The sequence below is a fragment of the Gordonia sp. GONU genome (genome assembly GCF_024733855.1).
Lineage (GTDB): Bacteria > Actinomycetota > Actinomycetes > Mycobacteriales > Mycobacteriaceae > Gordonia > Gordonia amicalis.
Map to the genome: position 1 here is coordinate 49,932 of NZ_JANRHB010000002.1, position 24,087 is coordinate 74,018.

At 67.4% G+C, this 24,087-nt stretch carries 22 protein-coding genes; 12 read left to right on the forward strand and 10 right to left on the reverse strand.

The genetic code is table 11. The features are described from left to right. Window position 1: 1 nt before the first annotated feature. On the reverse strand, window positions 2-874 hold the full coding sequence (locus tag NWF34_RS02185) for a DMT family transporter (protein ID WP_258324133.1): 873 nt from the start codon (window positions 872-874) through the stop codon (window positions 2-4). A 115-nt stretch (window positions 875-989) separates the two neighbouring features. Here NWF34_RS02185 and NWF34_RS02190 point away from each other — a divergent pair, with 115 nt between their 5' ends. Genes NWF34_RS02190 through NWF34_RS02205 form a run of 4 tightly spaced genes read left to right on the forward strand, consistent with a single transcriptional unit; the run spans window position 990 to window position 4,721 of the window. Then, a complete protein-coding gene (locus NWF34_RS02190) occupies window positions 990-1,277 on the forward strand; it encodes a hypothetical protein (protein ID WP_258324134.1) in 288 nt (95 codons plus the stop codon). Beyond that, a complete protein-coding gene (locus NWF34_RS02195; protein WP_258324136.1) occupies window positions 1,274-1,768 on the forward strand; it encodes a histidine phosphatase family protein in 495 nt (164 codons plus the stop codon). Before NWF34_RS02190 ends, NWF34_RS02195 begins: the two co-directional genes overlap by 4 nt. Before the next feature lie 43 nt (window positions 1,769-1,811). Continuing rightward, the gene (gene nadE, locus NWF34_RS02200) at window positions 1,812-2,636 is read left to right on the forward strand and encodes an ammonia-dependent NAD(+) synthetase (protein ID WP_258324137.1); all 825 of its coding nucleotides are present in this window, start codon (window positions 1,812-1,814) and stop codon (window positions 2,634-2,636) included. Window positions 2,637-2,684: 48 nt separating this feature from the next. Further along, window positions 2,685-4,721: an NAD(+) synthase gene (locus tag NWF34_RS02205; protein WP_258324139.1), complete on the forward strand. Its 2,037-nt coding sequence runs from the start codon at window positions 2,685-2,687 to the stop codon at window positions 4,719-4,721. Between the two features lie 31 nt (window positions 4,722-4,752). Here NWF34_RS02205 and NWF34_RS02210 read toward each other — a convergent pair whose 3' ends face one another. The 3 genes from NWF34_RS02210 to NWF34_RS02220 all read right to left on the reverse strand — a co-directional run bounded on the left by NWF34_RS02210 (window position 4,753) and on the right by NWF34_RS02220 (window position 9,006). Then, the gene (locus NWF34_RS02210; protein WP_258324140.1) at window positions 4,753-6,153 is read right to left on the reverse strand and encodes a wax ester/triacylglycerol synthase family O-acyltransferase; all 1,401 of its coding nucleotides are present in this window, start codon (window positions 6,151-6,153) and stop codon (window positions 4,753-4,755) included. 124 nt (window positions 6,154-6,277) lie between these two features. Then, on the reverse strand, window positions 6,278-7,114 hold the full coding sequence (locus NWF34_RS02215) for a fibronectin type III domain-containing protein (protein WP_096274622.1): 837 nt from the start codon (window positions 7,112-7,114) through the stop codon (window positions 6,278-6,280). Then, window positions 7,114-9,006, reverse strand: coding sequence for a serine/threonine-protein kinase (locus tag NWF34_RS02220; RefSeq protein ID WP_096275013.1), 1,893 nt, complete (start codon window positions 9,004-9,006; stop codon window positions 7,114-7,116). Before NWF34_RS02220 ends, NWF34_RS02215 begins: the two co-directional genes overlap by 1 nt. Before the next feature lie 119 nt (window positions 9,007-9,125). On the opposite strand from NWF34_RS02220, the gene NWF34_RS02225 reads away from it, so the two are divergent. The 6 genes from NWF34_RS02225 to NWF34_RS02250 all read left to right on the forward strand — a co-directional run bounded on the left by NWF34_RS02225 (window position 9,126) and on the right by NWF34_RS02250 (window position 15,735). Next, window positions 9,126-9,680 (forward strand): nuclear transport factor 2 family protein, encoded by a 555-nt coding sequence (locus NWF34_RS02225; RefSeq protein ID WP_006436962.1) that lies wholly within the window; start codon window positions 9,126-9,128, stop codon window positions 9,678-9,680. A gap of 335 nt (window positions 9,681-10,015) precedes the next feature. Further along, complete coding sequence (locus NWF34_RS02230; protein WP_006436963.1) at window positions 10,016-11,008, forward strand: acyl-ACP desaturase; 993 nt, start codon at window positions 10,016-10,018, stop codon at window positions 11,006-11,008. Between the two features lie 74 nt (window positions 11,009-11,082). Then, a complete protein-coding gene (gene dusB / locus NWF34_RS02235) occupies window positions 11,083-12,210 on the forward strand; it encodes a tRNA dihydrouridine synthase DusB (RefSeq protein WP_258324240.1) in 1,128 nt (375 codons plus the stop codon). A 176-nt stretch (window positions 12,211-12,386) separates the two neighbouring features. After that, the gene (locus NWF34_RS02240; protein ID WP_258324241.1) at window positions 12,387-14,651 is read left to right on the forward strand and encodes an LCP family protein; all 2,265 of its coding nucleotides are present in this window, start codon (window positions 12,387-12,389) and stop codon (window positions 14,649-14,651) included. A 105-nt stretch (window positions 14,652-14,756) separates the two neighbouring features. Continuing rightward, complete coding sequence (gene phoU / locus NWF34_RS02245; protein WP_006436966.1) at window positions 14,757-15,419, forward strand: phosphate signaling complex protein PhoU; 663 nt, start codon at window positions 14,757-14,759, stop codon at window positions 15,417-15,419. Between the two features lie 166 nt (window positions 15,420-15,585). Then, window positions 15,586-15,735: a hypothetical protein gene (locus NWF34_RS02250; RefSeq protein ID WP_227026271.1), complete on the forward strand. Its 150-nt coding sequence runs from the start codon at window positions 15,586-15,588 to the stop codon at window positions 15,733-15,735. Window positions 15,736-15,800: 65 nt separating this feature from the next. Here the strand turns inward: NWF34_RS02250 and pstB are convergent, their stop codons facing one another. The 6 genes from pstB to NWF34_RS02280 form a co-directional block, all read right to left on the reverse strand. Further along, the gene (gene pstB, locus NWF34_RS02255) at window positions 15,801-16,577 is read right to left on the reverse strand and encodes a phosphate ABC transporter ATP-binding protein PstB (protein ID WP_096274626.1); all 777 of its coding nucleotides are present in this window, start codon (window positions 16,575-16,577) and stop codon (window positions 15,801-15,803) included. A gap of 67 nt (window positions 16,578-16,644) precedes the next feature. Then, window positions 16,645-17,544 carry a phosphate ABC transporter permease PstA gene (gene pstA / locus NWF34_RS02260; protein ID WP_258324141.1) on the reverse strand — a complete coding sequence of 300 codons (900 nt, stop codon included), beginning with the start codon at window positions 17,542-17,544 and terminating at the stop codon, window positions 16,645-16,647. Window positions 17,545-17,546: 2 nt separating this feature from the next. Then, on the reverse strand, window positions 17,547-18,578 hold the full coding sequence (pstC, locus tag NWF34_RS02265; RefSeq protein ID WP_258324242.1) for a phosphate ABC transporter permease subunit PstC: 1,032 nt from the start codon (window positions 18,576-18,578) through the stop codon (window positions 17,547-17,549). A gap of 156 nt (window positions 18,579-18,734) precedes the next feature. Continuing rightward, the gene (gene pstS / locus NWF34_RS02270; RefSeq protein WP_258324142.1) at window positions 18,735-19,808 is read right to left on the reverse strand and encodes a phosphate ABC transporter substrate-binding protein PstS; all 1,074 of its coding nucleotides are present in this window, start codon (window positions 19,806-19,808) and stop codon (window positions 18,735-18,737) included. A 268-nt stretch (window positions 19,809-20,076) separates the two neighbouring features. Continuing rightward, window positions 20,077-20,994 carry a mycothiol synthase gene (gene mshD, locus NWF34_RS02275; protein WP_375295612.1) on the reverse strand — a complete coding sequence of 306 codons (918 nt, stop codon included), beginning with the start codon at window positions 20,992-20,994 and terminating at the stop codon, window positions 20,077-20,079. Beyond that, a complete protein-coding gene (locus NWF34_RS02280; protein ID WP_258324144.1) occupies window positions 20,963-21,766 on the reverse strand; it encodes a response regulator transcription factor in 804 nt (267 codons plus the stop codon). The genes mshD and NWF34_RS02280 overlap by 32 nt, the downstream gene beginning before the upstream one ends. A 211-nt stretch (window positions 21,767-21,977) precedes the next feature. On the opposite strand from NWF34_RS02280, the gene NWF34_RS02285 reads away from it, so the two are divergent. Together NWF34_RS02285 and NWF34_RS02290 are read left to right on the forward strand one after the other, a co-directional pair. Continuing rightward, the gene (locus tag NWF34_RS02285; protein WP_258324145.1) at window positions 21,978-22,835 is read left to right on the forward strand and encodes a DUF2993 domain-containing protein; all 858 of its coding nucleotides are present in this window, start codon (window positions 21,978-21,980) and stop codon (window positions 22,833-22,835) included. Between the two features lie 408 nt (window positions 22,836-23,243). Then, the gene (locus tag NWF34_RS02290) at window positions 23,244-24,083 is read left to right on the forward strand and encodes a sulfurtransferase (protein ID WP_006436975.1); all 840 of its coding nucleotides are present in this window, start codon (window positions 23,244-23,246) and stop codon (window positions 24,081-24,083) included. Window positions 24,084-24,087: the final 4 nt, after the last annotated feature.

A 24,087-nucleotide genomic window follows, 5' to 3' on the forward strand; every position in this document is an offset into this window, starting at 1 on the left:
ATCATGCCGCCGGCCGTCCCACGGTCGGCGGCATTGCCGTCTCTGCGGCGACGGCCTGCTCGTATCCGCGGACAGCCGACAGCTTCGCCAGCTCACACACCGCGCGGATCATGATCGCGAGCACGATGCCGAGGAACATCGCGGTCGGCACCGAGACGTTGAGGTTCTCGCCGAGCAGCAACACGCCCAGCACCATCGCGACCGCCGGTTCGGCGACCGTCATGGACGGGAACGACGTCTGCAGGTCGCCCGCCCCGAAACCCAGCTGCTGCGCGACCACCGCACAGACCACCACCAGCACGAACAGGTAGATCTCCGGCTGGACGAAGGTGCGCCAGAACTCGTGGGTGATCTGGTAGATCACCGCTTTGACCAGCAGCGCCGAGACCCCGAACATCGTGCCCGCGACGAGTCCGTAGAACAGCGCCTTGTAGTGCGGGCTGGAGCGTCGCGCGAGGATCACCAGTCCCAAGACCATCCCGATGACGGCCCCGACGGTGCCCCACAGCAGCAGCGCATCCGGTCGCCGGAGTGACGGTTCCGGTCGCGAGACGATGAGGAACGTCGCGACGCAGACGACGAGCACCCCTCCCCACGCCCACTCGACGCGCGCGGGATGCCGATGGTCCGCCCAGGCCTCCAGCGGCAACGCGAACAACACCGCGAGCACGACGAGCGGTTGCACCAGCAGGATCGACCCGAGCCCCAGGGCGGACGCCTGCAGGCCGAAGCCGCAGAGCGCGATGCCGGCACCCACCCACCATCCGGCGGTGATCGCGCCGTTGACCCGGGACGCACGCTGCCGCAACACGGTGCCGGCGGCGATCATCAACGCCGCCAGCACCGCCAGTAGCGCGGGAACCCAGGAGTGCACGTCCCCCAGGGTAAGGGCGACGGGGACCCCGCGCCCGAGTCGGGCACCGCGCGGCGGAGGATGCACCCGGTGTCGCAACCCCGACAACCAGCGCCGACGACGTACATTCGAGAGCATGCGGTATCGGTCGGATCTGGAACGCCTGGCCACTCTCGACGCAGCCGCGATCGAGCGGGCCTGCGCCGACTGCACGACCCTGGACGAACTCATCGGTTGTGCCGTCGACGAACACCTCGAGTTCGATGCGCTGGCCGACGAGGCCGAGATGCACGACGAGCGCGAGCACGCCGCCTTCCTGCGCCAGGAGGCCGCCGCGTGGCGCGCGACCGTTCGCCTGTTGCGCACCATCGCCGCCGATCCGGACGCCTATCCCACGGAGTCCCGGCGGACCGGCACCGCATGAGCGGCACCCGCACACTGATCCTGATGCGTCACGGCAAGTCGGCTTATCCCCCGGCGACGCGCGACCACGACCGCCCGCTCGCCGGACGCGGCGACCGGCAGGCCGCCCTCGCCGGGCGCTGGATGGCCGACGAAGGCCTGCGCATCGACGCGGTGCTGTGCTCGACGTCGACCCGGACCCGCCAGACCCTCGAACGGACCGGCGTGCGGGCGCCGGTCACCTTCGTCGAGGACATCTACGGCGGGGACGCCGACGACGTGCTCGAGTCCATCCGCATCCACGCGCCGGCCGACGCGGCCACGCTGCTCGTCGTCGGACACGAGCCCGGTATGCCACAGACCGCGCTGACGCTCGATCCGGCCGGTCCGATCGATCGGTTTCCGACGTCCGCGTATGCGGTACTCACCGTGTCGCAGCCATGGGATCGCCTCGGTGTGGCGCCGGACCCCGACGCTCACCTCGTCGGCGTGCGGATACCGCGCGAGGAGTGACCGCGGCTGCCCGACCCGACCCCGAGCGAGCATAGGAGCGCGTATGCGCGAGACCCAGCGGACCATCATCGAAGCCCTGGGGGTCCGACCCTCCATCGATCCCGCCGATGAGGTGGAGCGGCGGGTGGGATTCCTCGTCGACTACCTCCGCGCGGTCGGCGCGTCGGGATACGTGCTCGGCCTGTCGGGCGGCGTCGACTCGACGCTGGCCGGACGCCTGGCCCAGATCGCGGCGGAGCGTGTCCGGGCCGACGGCGCCGACGCGGTGTTCGTGGGCATGCGTCTGCCGTATCGGGTGCAGCACGACGAGCACGACGCCGCCGCCGCCGTCGAGTTCGTGGCGGCCGACGAGACACTGACCGTCAACGTGGCGCCGGGAGTGGATGCCCTGAACAGCGAGATCTCGGGGGCGATGGGCGCGGCGCTCACCGACTTCACCAAGGGCAATGCCAAGGCGCGACACCGCATGGTCGCGCAGTACGCCGTGGCCGGCGACCGCGGGCTGCTGGTGATCGGCGCCGACCACGCGGCCGAGAACGTCACCGGTTTCTTCACCAAGTACGGCGACGGCGCCGCGGACATCCTGCCGCTGTCGGGTCTGAACAAGCGTCAGGGCCGGTCGCTGCTGCGTCACCTCGGTGCGCCGCAGCAACTGTGGGAGAAGATCCCGACCGCCGACCTGCTCGACGAGAAGGCGGGCCAGACCGACGAAGACGAACTGGGCCTGACCTACGAGGTCATCGACGACTACCTCGAAGGCCGCGAGGTCCCGATCGATGCCGCGGAGAAGATCGAGGCCGCCTGGCACCGCAACCGGCACAAGCGCACGACTCCGGTGGAACTCGACGACTCCTGGTGGCGGGCCTAGCGAGCCGGCGCGCGATCTTCGGGCACTCCGCGGTTTACTGTTGTCGACGTGTCTGTCTACGCAAACGGCTTCGTTCGGGTCGCGGGTGCGGTGCCCGTCCTCACGATCGCCGAACCCGCCGAGAATGCCGCACGCACCGTCGAGCTGATGCGGCGCGCCGCCGACGACGGCGCAGCTCTGGTGGTCTTCCCCGAACTCGGGCTCTGCGGCTACAGCATCGACGACCTGTTCCATCAGGACGCGCTGATCGACGGGTGCCGCGAGGCACTGAGTGAGATCGCCACGGCCAGTAGGGGTCTCCGACCGCTGATCGTGGTGGGTCTGCCGATGGTCGTCGGCGACGGACTGTTCAACTGCGCCGCGGTCATCCACGACGGCGAGGTGCTCGGCATCGTCCCGAAGTCGTATCTGCCGAACTACCGCGAGTTCTACGAACAGCGATTCTTCTCGGCCGCCCGCGATGCGGTGCCCACCACCGTGACCGTCGACGGCGAAGAGGTCCCGTTCGGGGCCGATCTGATCTTCGAGGCGACCGATCTGCCCGGTTTCGCACTGCATGTCGAGATCTGCGAGGACGGCTGGGTGGCGATCCCGCCGAGCACCTGGGCGGCCCTGGGCGGCGCGACCGTGCTGGCCAATCTGTCCGGCAGCCCGGTCACGATCGGCAAGGAGTCCTACCGGAAGAACCTCTGCACAGGCCATTCCGCGCGCACGATCTCCGCGCACGTCTACGTCGCGGCGGGTTACGGCGAGTCGACCACCGATCTCGCCTGGGACGGTGACGCCCTCATCACCGAGAACGGCTCTCTGCTGGCCCGGAGCGAACAGTTCGCGACCACCGATCAGGTGATCTCCGCGGACATCGACCTCGACCGGCTCCGGCAGGAACGCATGCGGATGATCAGCCTGCGCGACCAGGCCGGCGATTACTCCGATCGACTGAAGTCGTTGCGGCGCATCGGGTTCGCGTTCGGCGAACTGAGCGGCGACGACGATGTGCTGCGCCGGGTCGTCCCCCGATTTCCTTATGTCCCGGCGGATTCCGCCGACCTCGACGAGCGCTGCGCCGAGGTCCGGCACATCCAGGTGCAGGGTCTGGCCCAGCGGTTGCGCTCGACGGGCATCGACAAGATCGTCATCGGCGTCTCCGGCGGACTCGACTCGACTCTCGCGCTGCTCGTCGCGGTCGACACCTTCGACCGACTCGGCCTGCCCCGCACCAACATCCTGGGTTACACGATGCCCGGTTTCGCCACCGGCGGTGCGACGCTGCGCCGGTCTCACATCCTGATGGACTCACTCGGTGTGACCGGCAGGGAGATCGACATCCGGCCGTCGTGCGAGCAGATGCTCGCCGACCTCGACCACCCCTACTCCCGCGGCGAGAAGGTCTACGACGTCACCTTCGAGAACGTGCAGGCCGGTGAACGCACGTCGCATCTGTTCCGGCTGGCGAACCACCACGGCGCCATCGTCCTGGGCACCGGCGACCTGTCCGAACTCGCGCTCGGGTGGTGCACCTACGGTGTCGGCGACCAGATGTCGCACTACAACGTCAACGGCTCGGTGCCGAAAACCCTCATCCAGCACCTGATCCGGTGGATGATCAGCAACAGTCACCATTCCGCGGAGACCACCGAGGTGCTCGCCGAGATCCTCGACGACGTCATCTCCCCCGAACTCGTCCCGGCCGGCGACGACGGGAGAATCCAGTCCACCGAGGACACCGTCGGCCCGTACGAACTCCACGACTTCTTCCTCTACTACGTGACCCGGTTCGGGTATCGGCCGACCAAGGTCGCCTACCTCGCCCGGCAGGCCTGGGGTGACCGCTCACGCGGACCGTGGTCGGAGCTGCTGGTCGAGGACAAGCGCAACGAGTACGACACCGCGACCATCGAGCACTGGCTCGGGATCTTCCTGAAGCGCTTCATGGGCAACCAGTTCAAACGCACCGCCATGCCCAACGGCCCCAAGATCGGTTCGGGCGGTTCGCTGTCACCGCGCGGCGACTGGCGTTCGCCGTCCGATGCATCGGCGCGGGTCTGGCTCGACCAGCTCGCGGGCGGATCGGACCGGGTGTAGCGCCCACCGGTCACGCCGCGCGCGGCGCGGCTCAGTCGCAGGCGGCGAGCAGTTGCTTGAGCTGATCGTCGAAGGCGTTGGCGATCTCCCACGGGTCGGGGGTCTGGTCGGTGCACGCCAGGATGCCGATGTTGAGGTGTCCGTCGGCGGAGAACACCGTGATGTTCAGTCCGAGTCCGTGGAAGATCGGCCCGAGCGGGTAGACGGCGGTGACGCGTGAACCGAGGAAGTAGAGCGGGAAATCGGGGCCGGCGACGTTGGACACGAGGACGTTGAAGATCGGCGGATGCGCCGAGGCCAGCTTCCGGTTGCCGTAGAACTTCATCGCCGTCGACAGTGTGACCCCCGGTGCGAACTGGGCCCAGGACCGCAGGATGTTGGCGTCGATCTCGGCGTGGTGTTCCTTCGACTTGCGACTGAACTCCGCCTGCGTCTCGAGTCGCTCCACCGGATCCTCGACGTCGGTGGACAACTGGGTGAACATTCCCGTCACCTTGTTGGTGCCCTCGACCACGAGGTCGGACTCGTCGGCACCGTGCACGGACACCGGCACCATTCCGACGAGCGGCTTGTCGGGCAGCTCGTCGTGTTCGAGTAGGTAGGTGCGCATCGCACCGCCGACCAGCGCCAGCACGACGTCGTTGAGCTTCACGCCGAAGTGGTTCTTCACGCGCTTGACGTCGTCGAGCGACAGTTGGCTGAGGCCGATGCTGCGGTGGGGCGTGATCGCCGAGTTGAACCGGGTCCGGGGCGCCATGAACGGTGCGGGCATGGCTGACTGCCGTTGAGCCCGACGCAGCCAGCCGACCGGGACGCTGACCGTCCGGGGCAACAGTTTCGCCATCGCCAGCGGGCGCTGGACGAAGTAGTTGATCGCCCCGGTCGCGGCGATCGTGGCGCGCGACGGCGGGCCCGCCGATTCGTGGACCTTCGACGAGTCGAGCTCGGGTGGGTCCGGCGTGAGAGTGCACATCTGGGCGAGCATCTCGGCGCTGGTGACACCGTCGGTGCCGGCGTGGTGCATACGCAGCATCGCGCAGATGCGGCCGTTGGAGAGCCCTTCGATGATCCACAGTTCCCAGAGGGGCTTGCCCCGGTCGAGGGTCTGGCCGGCGAGATGACCGCACAGTTCGGCGACCTCACCCGCACCGCCCGGCGCGGGCACCGCCACGCGATGGACGTGACGCTGGATGTCGAAGTCCTCGTCCTCGATCCACACCGGGTGGTCGATGTTGAAGATCGAGTTGTCGAGCTTTCGGCGGAAGGCCGGGATCGCGGCGACGCGCCGCTCCATCTCTTCGCGCAGCCTGTCGAAGTTGTACCCGCCGGGCATGGTGCTCGGATCGATCTCCACGAGACCGATGACGTGCATCAGCTGGCTCCGGGTCTCCAGGTAGAGGAACGAAGCGTCCAGACCACTCAACCGCTGCATGACATCAACCTCTCGTCTCCCCGGACCCGAAAGCCCCCACGCCATCATGCCGCACGCCGGAGACTCCGGAAGCGTGTTCGTCCCAGTCGATCGACCAGGTTGTCGTCCACCGCCTGGACAGGACTCAGATCGGCATCGAATCGACCATCTGGAGGACGTTCTGGGCCGGGGTCTCCAGCACCACGATCATCGCCAGTTCGCGAGCCGGGTCGTCGGTGATCTTGAAGACGCCGCGACCGTTCTCGTCGATGAGGCCGGTGCCGTGCTTCCACCGCACCGGCCGCGAGGTCGCCGACGAGCGGGAGTACTCGGCGTTGAGGGCGTCCTTGGAGGCGAACCAGAACACACCGAACGGGCGGTCGACCGCCCCCGCCGCGCATCGCACCACGAACACGGTGCGCACCTTGCCATTTCCGGTCTCCGACGGTCCGACCTCGTCGCGGCCGCCGGCGTATCTACGGACGCACTCGGCGTTGCCCCATCTCGCGGCGGTGTCCGGGGTCTGTGGGAGGAGCTCGGGGAACTGCGCCACGAGCGGCGCGAAGACCCCCCAGGTCGCACCCGTGCGTACGGACTGCGACGGGCTCGGCGGCGAGACGGTGTCGCCGTCCAGCGCGGCCACCCGGTAGGTGTGTTCGCCTGCGGGCACCGAGGCGTCGACGACCTCGGTCTCCGTACCGCGGTACACGACTATCCCGTCGTCGCGGACGAGCTGATAGCCCGTCGCACCCGGCACCGCATCCCAGGTCGCGACGAGGCGTCCGGTTCCGGCGTCGAGTTTCAGGCCGGTCGGTGCATCCGGCACGTCGACGCTGGTGAGCGCACGTACCGAGAAGAAGGAGCCGACGGCGAGCAGCACCGCGGCGACGACGATCGCCGCGATCGTCCACGGCCGCACGGTCGGTGAGTTCGGCGGGGTGGTGGGCGGGCCCGCGGGTGGGGTGGTCACAGGTTGTGCCATCAGATCGGCAGCCTCTTCAGCAGATCGGCCGCAGCGGCAGCCGGTTTGCCGGGCACCACGACCCACACGACCGACTTGGCGCGGTCGCCGGTGTCATGGGCGAGGATGGCCTGCCCCTGATCACGCTGCTTGTCCGAGAGGTACAGCGTCCCCGTGAAACCCTGCGCCGTTGTGTAACCGGTGCCGCGCAGATTGTAGGCGGTCACGTCCGCCGCCGCCCGCGCCTCCTCGGGTGTGTCGTACACGTCGACGATCACCTGGTAGTCCGCATTCTTCGCCTCGTCGTCGCGGTAACGGGTGCACCACACGGTGCGCTTGGAGGACTCGAACGCGAGGTCGCCGTCCTCGCCCCAGCACCGCATGCCGTCGAAACCGTTGGTGCTCAACGGAGATGCCGGCACGAGGTCGTGGTAGAGGTCGGCGATGGGTTGAAGTTCGCCCCAGGTCATGAAGACGTCGACAGCCTCTGAGTTGCGGGAGAACTCCGAGGTCCGGCCGTCCTCGTCCTGCGCAGCGACCTGGTAGGTGTACGTACCCGGAATCGGGCGCGGTGCGGTGAATTTCGTATCGGGACCGGAGTAGATGACCTCGTGGTTCTGGGTGACGACGTAGTCGGTCGCGTCGTCGACGTGACCCCAGGACAGTTCGACGGCGGTCGTCGTCACCTCGGCGTCGGGTGCGTTCGGGGTCTCCAGTGTCCCCGCCGAGGTGCTCACGAATCCGGCACCGGCGCCGAGGATTCCGGCGATCAGCGCGACCGCCGCCCCGATCGCGACGACCGTGGCGCCACCTCCACGCCGGACGGGCCGGGCCGGTTCCGCGGCATGTGTGGGCTCCCATCCGTGCAGGGTCTCGGTCGAGACCATCGGCGGCCCCAGCCGCTCCCGGGCGGTCGGATCGGTCGCCCGATCACGGTACGCCGCAGATGAAGTCGGATCTCCGGCGGCAGGCATGCCCGGAGCCGACCCCGAAGAACCCGGAGACGCATGGGGATCCGGCTGCATACGCGGCCCGACGAGGGTCTGACGGGTGTCGAAGGCATCGTGCAGGGCGTCGGCGAACTCGCCGGCGGTCGGGTACCTGTCGTCTGGGTTCTTGGCCATCGCCCGAGCGAGGACCGCGTCGACCGCGGCCGGGAGCGCCCCATTGCGACTGCTCGCCGGCGGCGGCTCGTGGTACATGTGCGCGGTCATCAGGCCGTGCAGCGACGTCGCATCGAAAGGCGGTGCGCCGGTGAGGAGTTCGAAGGCGGTGGCGCCGAGCGAATAGATGTCGCTACGGGGGTCGACGCGTCGGCCCTCGATCTGCTCGGGCGACGCGTAATGCATCGTCCCGATCGTGATGCCGGTCCCGGTCAGGTTCGTCACCTCGTCGAGCACCTGCGCGATGCCGAAGTCGGTGACCTTGACGGCCTCGGGTGTGAGGGAGCCGGTGTTTCCGGGACGGTCGCCGCCGAGACCCGGGGTGACGAGGATGTTCGCCGGTTTGATGTCGCGGTGCATGATCCCGCGACGGTGCGCGGCGTCGAGCCCGGCGGCCACGCCGCGGACGATCGTGCACGCCAGCCGAGGGTCGAGGGGCGCGTCGGCCGCGAGCATCCGCGCGACGTCGACACCGGGCACGTACTCCATCGCGATCCAGAGCTGACCCTCGAAGACCCCCCGGTCGTAGACGGTGACGACATTGGGGTGGTGTAGCGGCGCGACGATGTCCGCCTCCCGCTCGAACCGGGCGCGGAACACCGGATCGGTGGCGTGTCCCGACCGCAGGACCTTGAGTGCATCCGACCGCGGCAGCCGCGGGTGGGCCGCCTTGTAGACGTCGCCCATGCCACCGCGTCCGAGCACGTCAAGGACGCGGTACCCCGCGATCAGGTCCCCTACCTGGTACATGACGTCCTCACCGATACCCCGTGCACCCGCGGCTTCGGGCGGATGCATAGGCACCGAATGCTACCGAGTGTCACCAAACCCCGGCCGGGTACACCGTCCGAACCCTACGATCGGCGTCGATGGAATCCACCGAGAAACTTCCCGACGCCCCGGGCGGGGCCTTCAGCGCGACCGAACTCGACGAGGCGTTCGCCGAATTCCAGCGCACGGTCGCCGAGGTCGCGGTCAGCGGTGACTGGGACCGCTACGCCGACATGTTCACCGAGGACGCCGACTTCGTCGAGCACGCGCTGGGGACGCTGCGCGGCCGCGAGGAGATCCGCGCCTGGGCCTGGCGCACGATGACCGCCTTCCCCGGAAGTCACATGACGGGCTTCCCGTCGCTGTGGCACGTGGTCGACGCCCCGACCGGTCGGGTGATCTGCGAGGTCGACAACCCGATGCGCGATCCGGGGGACCAGAGCCTCATCACCGCCACGAACATCACCATCCTCACCTATGCGGGCGACGGTCTGTGGAGCCGCGAGGAGGATGTCTACAACCCGATGGAGTTCGGCCGGGCAGCGATGCGGTGGTGTGAGAAAGCCCGCGAACACGGCAATCTCGATGAGCCCGCCGCCACGTGGATGGAGACCAGCGGCGCCTTCTTCGCCCGGTCCCACAAGAAGGGCTGACGCCGGGAAAAATCCCCGCCGACCTGCGACGAGGCGACCGAACCGATCGCCCAGGACAACCGTGACCGACACCACCGTGCACGGTCGTAACGTCGGCACCATACGGACACGACAGTGTCACAGACGGACTTGGGACCCGATCGCAAGTGCCGTAGGCTAGGGCTTTGACCAGTGGAGGAGGGCTGCGCAGTCGCGCGTCCGAGACCACCCAAGGTCCGCCCGGGTGGGCGTGACCCGCCCACGACGACGCCGCTATCCCACTCGCGGCACCGTCGCGAGGCAAGAAAAGACGACACACGTACGACATACGCGGACACCCTTCGGAGGACATCTATATGGCACGCGAGCTGACGCAACTCGAGCTTCTCAAGGAACTCGCCCCGGTTGCCGAGGAGAACGTCAACCGTCACCTCAAGACCGCCAAGGACTGGAACCCGCACGACTATGTCCCGTGGGACGAGGGTCGCAACTTCGCGGCGCTCGGCGGCGTCGACTACGACCCCGAGCAGTCGCAGCTCGACGAGGTCGCCAAGGCCGCGATGATCACCAACCTGCTGACCGAGGACAACCTCCCATCGTACCACCGCGTCATCGCCGACAACTTCTCGATGGACTCCGCCTGGGGCCACTGGGTCGGTCGCTGGACCGCCGAGGAGAACCGCCACGGCATCGTCATGCGCGACTACCTCGTCGTCACCCGCGGTGTCGATCCGGTCGCCCTCGAAGAGGCGCGGATGATCCACATGACGAACGGCTACGACCCGATGCTGGCGACCGCCGGTCGCGTCGACGAACTCGAGGAGCACGCCGACGAACTCGGCCTGCTGCACTCGGTCGCATACGTGACCTTCCAGGAACTCGCGACCCGCGTCAGCCACCGCAACACCGGCAAGGCCTGCAAGGACCCGATCGCGGACAAGATGCTGCAGCGCATCGCGGCCGACGAGAACCTGCACATGATCTTCTACCGCAACATCTGCGGTGCGGGCTTCGACATCTCCCCCGACCAGACGCTGCGCGCGGTCACCGACATCGTGACCAACTTCCAGATGCCCGGCGCCGGAATGCCGAACTTCCGCCGCCACGGCGTCCTGATGGCCAAGCACGGCATCTACGACCTTCGCCAGCACCTCGAAGAGGTCGTCATGCCGGTTCTGCGCAAGTGGAACGTCTTCGAGCGCGACGACTTCACCGCCGAGGGCGAGAAGACCCGTGAGGAGCTCGCCGCCTTCCTCGAGCAGCTCGAGAAGGACACCATCCGCTTCGAGGAGATGCGCGACCGTTCGCTCGCCCGCGAGGCCAAGAAGCGGGAGCAGCGGGCATCCTGAGCACGACCCTCTCCAGCAGCCCGGCGCCTTCGACCTCCGAAGGCGCCGGTTCTGCGTCCCCGGCCAAGCTCCGCATCGGCTCCATCGAGCTGGCGAGCCCCGTCGTCCTCGCGCCGATGGCGGGTGTCACCAACGTCGCATTCCGCACGCTGTGCCGCGAACTCGAGCTCGCCCGCACCGGGACCGTCTCCGGTCTGTACGTCTGCGAGATGGTGACCGCCCGCGCCCTCGTCGAACGTCATCCGGTCACGATGCACATGACGACCTTCGGACCCGACGAGAGTCCGCGATCGATGCAGCTGTACACCGTTGACCCGGAGTACACGTACCAGGCGGCGAAGATGATCGTCGACGAGAACCTCGCCGATCACATCGACATGAACTTCGGCTGCCCGGTACCCAAGGTGACGCGCAAGGGCGGTGGCTCGGCCATCCCCTACAAGCGGACGCTGTTCCGCAAGATCGTCGCGGCCGCCGTCCGTGCGACCGAGGGCACCGACATCCCGGTCACGGTCAAGTTCCGCATCGGCATCGACGACGACCACCGCACGCATCTCGACGCGGGGCGCATCGCCGCCGAGGAGGGTGCCGCCGCGGTCGCCCTGCACGCCCGGACCGCGTCGCAGCGCTACTCCGGCGAAGCCGACTGGGATGAGATCGCCCGCCTCAAGGAGCACGTCACCTCGGTGCCGGTGCTGGGCAACGGCGACATCTTCGAACCAGCGGACGCGGTGGCGATGATGAACCGGACCGGGTGTGACGGAGTCGTCGTCGGCCGCGGCTGCCTCGGACGCCCCTGGCTGTTCGCCGAACTCGCCGCCGAACTCAACGGATTCGAGGCACCCACTCCCCCGAACCTGGGCGAGGTCGCCGAGATCATGGTCCGGCACTGCCAGCTCCTCGTCGACCACCACGGCGAGATGAAGGGCTGCCGCGAGATCCGCAAACATGTGGCGTGGTACCTGCGGGGATTCCCGGCCGGCTCGGAGATCCGTCGGCGGATGGCGCTCGTCGGCAGCGTCGACGAGCTGCGCGAACTGCTGTCCGAGCTGCCTGCCGACGCACCGTTCCCGAGTGACGGTCATGGCCCGCGCGGCCGCCAGGGTTCGCCGGCGAAGGTCGCCTTGCCCGACGGCTGGCTCGACGATCCCGACGAGGACGTCGTGCCCGCCGGTGCGGAGATCATGCACTCCGGCGGCTGACACGTTCTGCGAAAACCGTCACAACGACGGTCCGGCTGAGTTCGATTCTCAGGTGCGATCAGTAATATGGCGCGAAGGTCCCGGCCACCCGGGACCCTGCGTGCGTGCGCGCCGCGTCGATCAGCCCCGACGCGCGGTCATGCGCATTCGAGACCTACGGGGTAGAGGAACGTGCATTGAGTCGGACATCGGGACCGGACGAACCGGAGGCGGGAGACGAGACCAACCGGTCTCGTCGTGGCCGTCGTGCCGGGCGTCCCGACGATGCGAACGACCGCCGTCCGCCGGTGGATCCCGGCGCCCGGGACGCCTCGCCGCCGGGAGCGCACCCGAGTCTCCGCGAGCCGCGTTCCAGTGATCGCTTCGTCCGCGGGCGGACCCGACTGACCGTCCGCGAGCTCATGGAGCAGATGAACGCGGAGGAACCCCGGACGCCCCCGGCCGACTCCCCCCGCCGCGGACGCTCCCGCGCCGGCGCGCCCGACCAGGCACCCCCGGCCGGCCCTTACGCGAACATCCCGCCGACGACCCGCAGCCGATCTCGCCGCTTCGACCCGGCGCAGCCCGATCAGGTACGGCCCCCTCGTCCTCCGCTCGGACGGAGCGACCAGGGCCAGCCCGCGGCCGACGATCGTCCCACCGAGATCCACCGCTTCGACAACGACGTCACCCAGAAGATCCCCACGATCGGTGACAAACCCGGCGAGCCCGCACCCGACCTGTCGGACCACGCCACCGCCCAGCGCGCCTTCGAGGAGTCGCGTGCCCAGGACGCGCTGGTACCCCCGGCCGCGATCCCCCCGGGCGAACCGCCGACCCCTCGTGAACCGCTCGAACGAACCCCCGACCTGACCGGTCCACTCCAACTCCGCCAGGCGCCCCGCCGCCACCCGGGACGCGGCGGCGACCGTCGCGGTGCACTCGTCCGAAAGACCACCGCCACCGGACGCATCCTGGTGGCCATCGCATGTGTGACCGCCCTGGTCGGCACCGGTTTTGTCTGGAACTACCTGCAGTCGTGGAACGGCAACTGGCGCAATGTCACCGCCGTCGACGCCGAAGACAAGAACATCCGCAACAAGGACGCCCAGAACGGCGACGAGACCTACCTGATCGTCGGCACCGACACGCGTGGCGGCAAAAACGCGAAGGTGGGTGCGGGCACCACAGCCGATGCCGAGGGCGCCCGCTCCGACACCGTCATCCTGGTCAACGTCCCGGCCAACCGTGAGCGCGTCGTCGCGGTGTCCTTCCCGCGCGACCTCCAGGTGGACCAGCCCGCATGCAACTCGTGGGACAACGAGACCGGCGAGTACGGCGCGGAGATGCAGGCACAGAGCGGCGTTAAGCTGAACAGCGTCTACTTCTACGGCGGCCCGCAGTGCCTCGTCCGGGTGCTGACGCAGATGAGCGGCCTCAACATCAACCACTTCATCGGCATGGACTTCTACGGCTTCGAGCAGGTCGTACGGACGATCGGCGGTGTCGAGGTGTGCTCGACGGTGCCACTCTATGACTACGAGCTCGGCAACATCCTCCGCAAACCCGGCAAACAGAAGCTCACCGGGCGCAGGGCCCTCAACTATGTCCGCGCCCGCAACATCGCCTCCGAGGGCAACGGCGACTACGGTCGCATCAAGCGTCAGCAGCTGTTCATGTCGTCGTTGCTGCGTTCGACGCTGTCGGGCAACGTGCTGGCGAACCCCAACAAGCTCAACAGCATCGTCAACACGTTCATCGAGTACAGCTACGTCGACGGCGTCGACACCCAATCGCTGATCAACCTCGCCGAGTCGATGCAGGGCATCGAGGCCGGTCGCGTCTCGTTCCTGACCATCCCCACCTCCGGCACGACCACCGACGGTTCCAACAACGAGATCCCACGCACCGACGACGTCGATGCGATCTTCAACGCGATCATCGACGACCTGCCGTTGCCCGGCGAGAAGGTCGAGAAGAAGAAGCCGACGTCCAAGGCGCCCTCGCGAGCTCCGAGTTCCAGGAACTCGACGGAGACCCCCGGACGGATCAACGCCACCGCGCAGAATCCCGGCAACATCGGTATCCGCGTGCTCAACGGGACCAGCACCACCGGTCTCGCCGCCGAGGTTTCCGACCAGTTGAAGCCGTACGGCTTCGACGTCCGCGGTGTGGCCGACGCGTCGGAGAATCGGGACGACACCGTCGTGCGGTACGGCACCGGACAGCAGAACGCGGCCGCCACGCTGGCCGCCATGTTCCCCGGCGCCGAGATCCAGCTCGACCGGACGGTCAAATCGGGGGTCGAACTCATCCTCGGGTCCGACTTCACCGGCGAGCTGGGATCGGTGCCCGACGCCGGGGCCACGGTGAACGTCGAGCAGCTCACGCCGGCCGAGAACACTGGCGATCTGCCCAACGACCTCGCCGTCACCAACGCGGGCGACACGACCTGTACCTAGCACGATCGTCCGGATGAGACGACGACGACGTCACCGCGCCGGTCGTTCACGCTGCGTTCATCGACCGTGAGGGAAGAAGACCGTTCCCCGACGTACCCTGGGTACATGCGTACTGCCTACCAAGAGCAACTCGAGGAGCTGACCAACGTCCTGGGTGAAATGTGTGAACTCGCGGGTACCGCGATGTCGCGTGCCACCCAGGCGCTCCTGCAGGCCGACCTCGCCGTTGCCGAAGAGGTCATCGGCGACAGCGAACGGATGGCACAGTTGTCGGCCCGCGCGGAGGAACAGTCCTTCGCGCTCCTCGCTCTCCAGGCCCCGGTCGCCGGCGACCTCCGCGGAGTCGTCAGTGGTTTCCAGATCGTCGCCGACGCCGACCGGATGGGTGCCCTCGCCCTCCACGTGGCCAAGGTCGCCCGTCGTCGCCACCCGGCAAAGGCCCTCCCCGAGGAGGTCAACGGCTACTTCGCGGAGATGGGCCGGCTCGCGGTGACCCTCGCCAAGAATGCGCATGAGGTCTTGGTGACCCGCGACCCGCAGGCTGCGCTGCGCTTGCAGGAAGACGACGACGCGATGGACGATCTCCACCGCCACCTGTTCACCGTCCTGATGGACCGCGAATGGCAGCACGGCGTCGCCGCGGCGGTGGATGTGACCCTGCTCGGTCGCTACTACGAACGCTTCGCAGATCATGCCGTGCTGATCGGTCGCCGGGTGGTGTTCACCGCCACCGGCAAGACCCCCGAACAGTTCCAGAACATCGGGTGATCTTCCTCGCTCACCCTTCCCGGGGAGCGAGGGCACACATTTCGAGAGGCCGAGGATTCAGTTGGATGAACTGAACTCGGCCTCTCTTCATGTCAGTGAACATCTGGCGCGATTTACGCCCGGGAACGATTTCACAGCTGCACATGTCCCCGTTATGGTGGCGGACATGGGCCAGCATCAGCCGATCGAACCCGATTTCAATGCGATGACCGACGAGGACGCCGCGGCCGCCGCCCACCGACGGCAGATCATCACCTACCTCGGCGTCATCGCATCGCTCACCGCTCTGCTGGTCATTCTCCTGATCAACATGTGAGCAGCAAACAGACAGGGCCCCTCCCGTCACCGGGAAGAGCCCTGTTCGTAGGGTTGGTGCGTGCGTCAGCCGAAGCGTCCCGAGATGTAGTCCTCGGTCTCCTTCTTCGTCGGATTCGAGAACATCGTCTCGGTGTCGCTGATCTCGACCAGCTGTCCGGGCTGACCGACACCTTCGAGATTGAAGAATGCGGTCTGGTCGCTGACGCGGGCGGCCTGCTGCATGTTGTGGGTCACGATGACAATCGTGTACTCCTTCTTGAGCTCACCCATCAGATCCTCGATCGCCAGCGTCGAGATCGGGTCGAGCGCCGAGCACGGCTCGTCCATCAGCAGCACGTCCGGGGAGACCGCGATGGCCCGCGCGATACAGAGCCGCTGCTGCTGGCCGCCGGAGAGCCCGCCGCCGGGCTTGTCGAGACGGTCTTTGACCTCTTCCCAGAGGTTCGCGCCGCGCAGACTGCGCTCGGCGACCTCGTCGAGCTCGGCCCTGTTGCGCACGCCCTGGAGGCGCAGGCCGGCGACGACGTTGTCGCGAATGGACATCGTCGGGAACGGGTTGGGTCGCTGGAACACCATGCCGATCGTGGCGCGCACGCTCACCGGATCGACGTTGCGGCCGTAGATGTCCTCGCCGTCGAGCAGCACGCTGCCCTCGGCGTAGGCGCCGGGGGTGACCTCGTGCATCCGGTTCAGGGTGCGCAGGACCGTCGACTTGCCGCAGCCCGACGGGCCGATGAAGGCGGTGATGCAGCGCGGCGGCACCTCGAGGGTCACGTCCTTCACCGCATGGAAGTCGCCGTAGTAGATGTTCAGGTCTTTGATGTCGAGGCGCTTTGCCATGACGTTGTCCGTTTCTACAGTGTCGACCCGTTCACCGGGCCGGGGGTGGTCTCAGAGTCGCAGAGACTCAGGATGTCTTGGGTGCGAAGATCTTCGACACGACCTTGGCCCCGAAGTAGACGATGGCCACGAGGATGACCAGGCACAGGGCCGCGCCCCAGACCTTGTCGAAGGCACCGGGCCCGTTGTTGTACTGCTGAACCATCATCAGCGGCAGTGATTCCTGGTTGCCCTCGAAGGGATTCCAGTTCATCGCGCGCGTCGAGCCGACGAGGATGAGCACGGGTGCCGATTCCCCCATCACGCGTGCGATGGCCAGCATCACGCCGGTCACGATGCCCGAGAGGGCCGTCGGCAGCACGATCTTCGCGATGGTCTTCCACTTCGGGATACCCAGCGCATACGACGCCTCGCGCAGATCCTGTGGGACGATCTTGAGCATCTCCTCGGTGGCACGGACCACGAGCGGCACCATGAGCAGCACCAGCGCGATGGCCACCACGAACCCCGAGCGGGGCAGTCCGAGGCTGGTGCGCCACACCGCATAGACGAACAGGGCCGCGACGATCGACGGGACTCCGGAGAGGATGTCGACCATGAAGGTGGTGACCCGGGCGAGCAGCGACTTCTTGGTGGCGTACTCGACGAGGTAGATGGCCACGAAGATGCCGAGCGGGATCGAGATCACGGCGGCCAGTGCGGTCTGCATCAGCGTTCCGACGATGGCGTTCGCCGCGCCGCCCTTGCGCTCGGGCAGGGTCCACCAGTCGATGTCGAGCAGTGGTTCGATGCCGCGGATGACCAGCGTGGCGACCAGCCACACGAGCGGGACCAAGGCGATGACGAGTGCGGCGATGACCGAGGTCCGGACGATGTGATCGGTCAGGCGCCGACGCTTCGCGAGCGGGGCGAAGCCGGTCGGCTTCTTGACCGGGTCGGCCGATCGAGAGGGCGTTGTGACGGTCATGGTCACTTCTTTCCGGCGACGACCGCGCGGGCGGCGGCGTTGACGATGAAGGTCAGGACGAAGAGGGTGAGTCCGGCGGAGATGTAGGCGCCGGTCTTGGCCGGTGAGTCGAACTCGGCGGCGTTGTTGGCGATCTTGGTCGCGAAGGTCTCGCCGCTCTCCATGAGGTTGAAGTTCATCGGGCCGGCGGTGGAGATGATCAGCAGCAGTGCCATCGTCTCTCCGAGCGCGCGACCGAGGCCGAGCATCGAACCGGAGATGTAGCCGGAGAAGCCGAAGGGCAGCACCGCCAGCTTGACGACCTCGAACTTCGTCGCGCCCAGGGCGAGAGCGGCCTCACGGTGCCCCTTGGGCGTCTGCATGAAGACCTCACGGGTGACCGCGGTGATGATCGGCAGGATCATAACCGCGAGCACGATGCCCGCGGTGAGCAGCGTGCCACCGGTGGACATGTTCGCGACCTGGGTGGGCTGCTGGAAGAACGGCAGGAAACCGAGGTGGCCGACGAGCCACTCGTTCACCGGCACCAGCGCGGGGCCCAGGACGAGGATGCCCCACAGGCCGTACACGATCGAGGGAACCGCGGCGAGCAGGTCAACGGTGTAGGTGATCGGTCCGACGAGGCGCTTGGGGGCGTACTCGGTGAGGAAGATCGAGATCCCGAGCGCGACCGGCATCGCGATGAGCAGGGCGATGACGGAGACGACGACCGTCGCGTAGAACAGCTGTGGGATGCCGAACGCGAGCTGGTTGCCGCTGGTGATCCAGTCACCGGTGTAGGTGAAGAAGTTCTCCTCGTTCTTGGCCAGCGACGGGATGGCCTGCGCCAGGAGGAACAGCGCGATGAGCCCGATGACGAGCGAGACGACGAAGCCCGAACCGACCGCCAGGTTGCGGAACACCTGGTCGGCCACACGGTGACGCGCCGCCGAGTGCAGGTTGCTGGGTGTGGCGCCGTCGGGCGACGACCCGGGGAGGCTCGTCCCATCCGAATCCGGCGGGATCGCACCACTTTCTTTGCTCAGCGACGTCATGCGTCCCTCTTGTGCTTCCGCTCTGGTCATTGGGGCCACTTCCCGGTCCACTGCTCACAGTCCGTGCGACACGCGAAGAGTCGTGTCAGTGTGTCAACCGCACATGCGGGGCCGCAATTCCTGGCGGCCCCGCATGCACTGTTCCGTTGTGTCACGTCAGGCGTTGCCGCTGCCGGCAAGCGCGTCGATGCTGCCCTGCAGCTTGGCCTTGAAGTTCTGCGGCACCGGCACGTAGCCGATCTCCGCGAGACCGGTCTGGCCGTCGCCGAGGATCTTCGTGAACGCATCCTTCAGGGTGGCACTGGTCGCCTCGTCGGAGTAACCGGCCGAACAGACGATGCTGTAGGGCGTCAGCAACAGCGGGTAGGCACCCGGGGCCTTCGACGCGAACAGCGCGTCGGTGTCGACGACGAGGTCCTTGCTGGCCGGGTTCTTGAACTCCAGCGCGTCGAGGGCCTTGCCGGCACTCTCCGCGTTCAGCTCGACCGGACCCGCTCCGAAGTCGATGTCGGCGACACCGAGCTTGTTCTCGGTGGCGAAGCCCCACTCGACGTAGCTGATCGAGCCGGGGGTCTTCTTGACCGTGTCACCGACACCGGTCGACTTCGACGCGCCCGAACCGACGTTCTTGGGAGCGAATTCCTTGCTGTGCTCATACGGCCAGTCGTTCGGCGCCGAGTTCTGCAGGAACCGCTGGAAGTTGTCGGTCGTGCCCGAGCTGTCGGAGCGGTAGACCGGGACGATGTTGCCGCCCGGCAGCTGCGCACCCGGGTTGAGTGCGGCGATCGCCGGATCGTTCCACTTGGTGATCTTGCCGTTGAAGATCTTGGCGATGACTGCGGGATTGAGCTTGAGGTTGTCGACGCCCTCGAGGTTGTAGGCGACCGCAACCGGTCCGACGACCATCGGCAGATGCCAGGCGTCGTTGCCGTTGCAGCGCTCCTTGGCCTTGGTGATCTCGTCGCCCTTCAGGGCCGAGTCCGAACCCGCGAAGTCGACGTCGCCGGCGATGAACTTCTTGATGCCGTCACCGGAGCCGCTGCCGGTGTAGTCGAGGACGATGTCGCTGTCGTCCGAGAGGATCTGACTGAAGTGCTCCATGGCCTTCTGCTGGGCGGTGGATCCCTCGCCACTCACCGTCTGAGTGTCTCCCCCACCACACGCCGTCACCAGGGTCAATGCCGCGATCGCCGACACCGCCGCCAGAGCGCCGTTCCGCTTGATTCTCACCGCAGGTGTTGCCTTTCCTTATCGTGCTCCGTCCCGAGGCCCGGGTGTCCGGAGTGTCCGAAAAGGAAAGCTATGCGCGCCGGGTGGCCGAATCCCCGACAGAAGGTGAACGGAAGGTGAACCACCCAAGGCGGTCAGGTGCGAATGGCGTGCCGCGACCTGCGGCACGGGGGGGAAGTGATCTACGCAACGCAGGTGTCGTTACTCAGCGGGAGCCACACACCGGCGACATCGTCGGGGCGATGCGGACCGCGCTGAGCCGCGGCTTTCACCCGTAGGCGACATCGACGGCATACCTGGTGAAGCCCAGGCGTTCATACGTGCGCACGGCCGCCGTGTTGTCGCCTTCCACGTAGAGGTTGATCTCGGCGACACCGCGCCGTGCGAGGTGGTGGAGTCCGGCAAGCGTCAGCAGCCTCCCGAGCCCGCGCCCCTGCGACTGCGGATCGACACCGACGATGTACACCTCGCCGAGATCGGCATCGTGCTGTTTGGTCCAGTGGAAACCCAGGAGCTGTGCCGGATCCTCGGCGTCGAAGGCGAGGAACAGACCTTCCGGGTCGAACCAGTCGGCCGCGACCCGCTCGGCGATCTGATCGAGCTCCCAGCCGCCCTGTTCGGGATGCCAGTCGAAGGCGGCGTTGTTGACGCGCAGGATCTCTGCATCGTCGTCCGACCCGGCATACGTCCGGAGTGTGAGACCCGGATCGACGACGAGTTCGGGGAGCTCGTGTCCCTCACCGACCGGGCGCCGTAGTTGCAGGAGTTCGCGCCGCTTCTGCAGTCCCATCGCCGATGCGAGCGCGACTGCACCGGGCAGATCGCCGTGCGCCCACACCCGGGCCGGGAGCCCTTCCTGCTTCGCCGCGGCGAAAGCGGCGTCGAGCAGCGAGCGCCCCAGTCCCTCGCGCCGCCGCTCGGGGTCGACGACTGCCTCGATCATCGACGGCTCGCCGTCCCGACCGGGCACGACGTTGGCGTAGGCACCTGTGGACCACACGTGGATGACCGGCGAATCCGCGCCGGTGTCAATCGCTTTGACCGCCTCGTCCGAGAGCGGAGCGACGCCGTCGGCAGAGGTCGCCGCACGCACCATGCGGTGTGCCTCGGCGACGACCTCCGCGGGGGCGGCGCCTCGTCGTACCTGTATTCGGTCAGTTTCCGGCGCTGGCACTGAACTCCTCATCGAAGGTCTCCGGACCGTGGAGGGTGTCGTCGAACTCGCCCGGATCAGCTTCCGGCGCAACGCCTTCCGGCACATCCTCGACCTCGGCCTGGGCCGCCCGACCGCGCGTGGGCCGCACCGCCTTGTATCCGACGTTGCGGACCGTGCCGATCAGCGATTCGTGTTCGCTGCCGAGCTTGGCGCGGAGACGGCGCACGTGCACATCGACCGTGCGCGTACCGCCGAAGAAGTCGTACCCCCACACCTCCTGCAGCAGCTGAGCGCGCGTGAACACACGACCTGCGTTCTGCGCCAAGTACTTCAGGAGTTCGAATTCCTTGTAAGTCAGATCGAGGGGACGTCCACGCAGTCGCGCGGTATACGTCCCCTCGTCGATGACCAGCTCCCCGAGCGTGACCTTCCCCGACGTCTCCTCGGCGGCCACTCCGCGGGTGCGCACCACCAGCAGGCGCAACCGCGCGTCGAGTTCCGCCGGTCCCGTACCCGGGAGCAGGAACTCGTCGATGCCCCAATCCGCATTGACCGCAACCAATCCGCCCTCGGTCAGCACGGCCGCCACCGGCACCGAGGAGCCGGTGCTACCCAGCAGCCGGCACAGCCCTCGTGCCGCCGCCAGATCCGCGCGTGCGTCGACCAGGGCCACGTCCGCGTTGCCCGCCTCCATGAGTGAGGAAACCTCCGTCGGGGCGACACGCACGTTGTGAGCGAGCAGCGACAGCGACGGCAGGACCGACTCCGGATTGGGATCGGCCGTCAACAACAAGAGATCCACCTAGCACTCCGATCTCGTTCGTCCCCGTCCCAGACCATCCAATCCGCCCACCACGCTGTGAACGCCTCCGCACACGCCACCGAAGATTGTTTACTCTGGCTTACCAACGTGTGCGAGATAGGTGACAGAATAGCGCCATCCGCGCACTTCGCTGTTAACAAGTCGAGTCGGGGCGATCGGTGGACACGACGGAGAGGATGGTCGTCCGAGCATGTCGGGCATCCGGAAAGTCCTCGTCATCGCGGTCACCGTGGCGGTTGTCGCCGCCGCATCGGTACTGCTCGTCGACATCGGCGCGGCCATTCGCAGCGAGCACCGACTCGCCCGTGCCCTCGCCGAATCACCGCGCGTCCCATTCGATCCCGAGGTGACACTCGCCGGGTTCCCGTTCCTCACCCAGGCGTCGAAGGGTGACTACTCCGGGGCGACGATCGCCGCTCGCGGTGTCGAACTACCCGGTTGCGAACCCGCCCGCGGCATCTGCCGAGGCGAACTCGGCGCCACACTCGGCCGTTTCCAGGGCCCGGAACGAGGGGATTTCACCGGGAGTGATGTTCTGCACACCTCGTCGATCTCGGTCTACACCCGCCTCGACGCGGTCACCCTCGCGCGTTATCTGCGTATCACCGATCTGACGGTCAGCACGCCCGCCCCAGACGGCAAGGCCGGGGGCGGCGGCCCCCAGGACGGCGTCGTCTCCCGTTCGGAGGGTGTCGTTTTCACCGGCACGGTCGCCCTGCCGCCGGACGCCGGTCTCGCCGCCGATGATCCCCCGTCGGCGTCCTCGTTCACCGGGCCGAAGGTTCGGGTCAGCGTCGCGGTCGACCTCTCGGTCACCGACGGCGCACTGGAGATCCGGGCCACCGACTTCTACACCGGACCCGAACGACACGTGGACGCCGACGTCCCCGAGGAGATGCGCGCGGCTGTACTCGACCGTTTCAGCATGGTGCTCCCCCCGCTCCCGATGGCCTGGGGACTCGTGGCCCAACGCGCGGAGAGCTTCGGCGGCGACGTGCAACTCGTCGCCGACTCCGGCCCGGCCGGCCTCCGGCCCGGCCGGTTCTGACACCCGCCGGACCCAGCGCACACCGCTCCACCCGGGGCCTTTCCGCGCTGGTCAGAGCGCAGTCCACCCGGGGGTTCGGACTCCGATCGGCACTGTTGTACCCTCGTGGGCATGCAACAGCGCCGTGAGTACTTGCTCACACGCCGCCGGGCGATCGACTTCTGTCGTGTCGCCGATTGTTGCTGTCGCACGCACCGCTGACGGTGTGCCCTACATGCGCTGCCCTGCAGCCGCATCTTGCGCACCGCCGATGACGACGGGGTGCGTCTTCACCGAGGCCTGAGTCCTCTCTTCACACGCCTCCTCGCTCATCACAGATCAGAGCCCGCGGGCGTCCGTCCGCGCCTCGCCGCTGTTTCGCCACACAGATCCATCCACCACCAGATATCCATCCGAAAGGAACCAGACATGGCACGCTCCGACGTCCTGGTCAGCGCCGAATGGGCTGAGCAGAACCTCAATGCCGACAAGACCGTCTTCATCGAGGTCGACGAGGACACCTCGGCCTACGACGGCGGCCACATCCCGGGCGCCATCAAGCTCGACTGGAAGCAGGACCTGCAGGACGGAATCCGCCGCGACTTCGTCGACGCCGATCGCTTCTCGAAGCTGCTGTCCGAGCGTGGCGTCGCCAACGACGACACGGTGATCCTGTACGGCGGCAACAACAACTGGTTCGCGGCCTACGCCTACTGGTACTTCAAGCTGTACGGCCACAACGACGTCAAGCTGATCGACGGCGGCCGCAAGAAGTGGGAGCTCGACGGCCGTCCGCTGTCCTCGGATGCGGTCACCCGCCCGGCCACCGAGTACAAGGCCTCCTCGCCCGACCTGAGCATCCGCGCGTTCCGCGACGAGGTCATCGACGCCATCGGCACCAAGAACCTGGTCGACGTGCGCAGCCCTGACGAGTTCTCCGGCAAGATCCTCGCGCCGGCGCACCTCCCGCAGGAGCAGGCACAGCAGCGCGGCCACGTCCCCGGCGCCATCAACATCCCGTGGTCGACCACGGCGAACGAAGACGGCACCTTCAAGTCCGACGAAGAGCTCACCGCTCTCTACGCGGGCAAGGGATTCGACGACAGCCGCGAGACCATCGCGTACTGCCGCATCGGCGAGCGCTCGAGCCACACCTGGTTCGTGCTGACCGAGCTGCTCGGCAAGAAGAACGTCAAGAACTACGACGGAAGCTGGGTCGAATACGGCTCGCTGGTCGGCGCGCCGATCGAACTCGGAGAAGGAAAGTAACAAC